Below are 1,452 nucleotides of genomic sequence, written 5' to 3'. Positions count from 1 at the left end.
ATTTTTTAGGTTGGTTTTGAATGTGTGGTTTAATTGACGCTTACCTTTATGCTCCAACACAAGTAATTGCTGAGTTATTTAAAAGCAAAGGTATTGATGGGATAGCATATTATAGTATGCTTGGGGATGGGCATAATATTGTTCTATTTAAAGCAAAAACTGCAGTTTTGTTACATTGTTCACTTTGTGAAATACAAGAGGTTTCGTATGAGTTTCAAGAGATTGCAAATCGTTATGTGGTTACAGACCCTTATTAATTAAATAAAACATAACAAAAAAATCAACAGCGACCACAAATAAGCGGTGCGGTTTTGATAGTTCTGTTTTTTATTAAAATTAATACCACTTGGATAATTCTTCTATTATCATTTGTGGCCCGTTTATTTTGGCGTTATAAATTTTTTGTGAATATTAATTTGTCAATTAGAAGAGAGTTATCTCCAATATATTGTAGATAGGTAGCTTTCTTACGGTTTTTTGGTTCAAAACTAGTAAACAAGTATTTTAAGGGAAATAAAAATGGAAATATTTTGGGTTGTACTAATTATCCAAGGAATAGTTTTTGGTGGTTTTTGTTCGTTTATTGCATCCCAGAAAAATAGAGACACTGCTAGTTGGTTTTTTCTTGGTTTATTTTTTAGCTTGATAGCTGTACTAGCATTAATTGCGATACCTAAAGATAATAGTCCTGATCAACCTAACTTAAATCGTGTATGCCCATTTTGCGCTGAACAAATTAAAGAAAAAGCAAAAGTTTGTAGGTTTTGTCAAAATGATTTACCTGAGCCTGATGTTGAACAATCACTTGAACCAGAAAATAATGATGAATTTATTGAACGAGAAAATAGAATCGTAAAACATTTGCAAAAAAAACTCAATAGAGAACCAACCGAAAAAGAGATTGAGAAAGCTAAGTGGGATGGTATAGAGTTGTAAGTGTTTAATACTTTATACGTGCGGGACTGGGCTCCAACTATTTTACACACATAAATCCATTAATTATCAATAGGTTACAAAGCATGCCAATATTTATAACCTAAAGTTTCCCAATAATTATTTATGGTAAAATTGAAACTATGCTACAACTATATGAAAAAGATAGTCTTTTCATTCGTTTCAAATGCTATTGCCTAAGGGGAATTAAGTAGGGGTTTGCTATAAACATGGCAAAACCACCTAAAATAAACCTCGATACACCAGCATTGTGTATTTCAGCTACTCAATAATTGGGAAACTTCAGTTCATTAGTAACCGACTTAAAATTAAATTCATTAGCCTGCTTAAAGACACTAATCTGTTTTATCTGTCTGCGATTTGTTATCCCTTTCATCATTAGCACTGATTCTTCTGTAATCTGATATTTTCTATCCTTATTATCACCAACCGCACTATGCTTTAAGCCAAATCGTTTAAGGAAATAACCGAGTGTTCGTGCATCATACTTCCGATTGA

The 1,452-nt window shown here is 32.0% G+C and carries 3 protein-coding genes; 2 read left to right on the top strand and 1 reads right to left on the bottom strand.

All coding sequences use genetic code 11. From position 1 onward, the window contains the following. The first annotated feature begins 20 nt into the window (after positions 1–20). Entirely contained in the window at positions 21–257 is a 237-nt protein-coding gene (locus tag CDZ78_RS17280) for an RES family NAD+ phosphorylase (RefSeq protein ID WP_087871102.1), read from the top strand. 262 nt (positions 258–519) lie between these two features. Further along, a complete protein-coding gene (locus CDZ78_RS17275; protein WP_087871101.1) occupies positions 520–936 on the top strand; it encodes an ABC transporter permease in 417 nt (138 codons plus the stop codon). Between the two features lie 283 nt (positions 937–1,219). Here CDZ78_RS17275 and CDZ78_RS22300 read toward each other — a convergent pair. Continuing rightward, the coding region (locus CDZ78_RS22300) for a hypothetical protein (RefSeq protein ID WP_167374376.1) at positions 1,220–1,452 on the bottom strand (233 nt) is incomplete at its 5' end.

This window comes from Bathymodiolus platifrons methanotrophic gill symbiont, assembly GCF_002189065.1.
Lineage (GTDB): Bacteria > Pseudomonadota > Gammaproteobacteria > Methylococcales > Methylomonadaceae > Methyloprofundus.
This window is presented reverse-complemented; position numbering and strand designations above follow the sequence as displayed.

What these genes read in the sequence shown, in the direction of transcription:
- CDZ78_RS17275 (WP_087871101.1), top strand. Translation starts at nt 520, where the DNA reads ATGGAAATATTTTGGGTTGTACTAATTATCCAAGGAATAGTTTTTGGT.
- CDZ78_RS17280 (WP_087871102.1), top strand. Translation starts at nt 21, where the DNA reads ATGTGTGGTTTAATTGACGCTTACCTTTATGCTCCAACACAAGTAATT.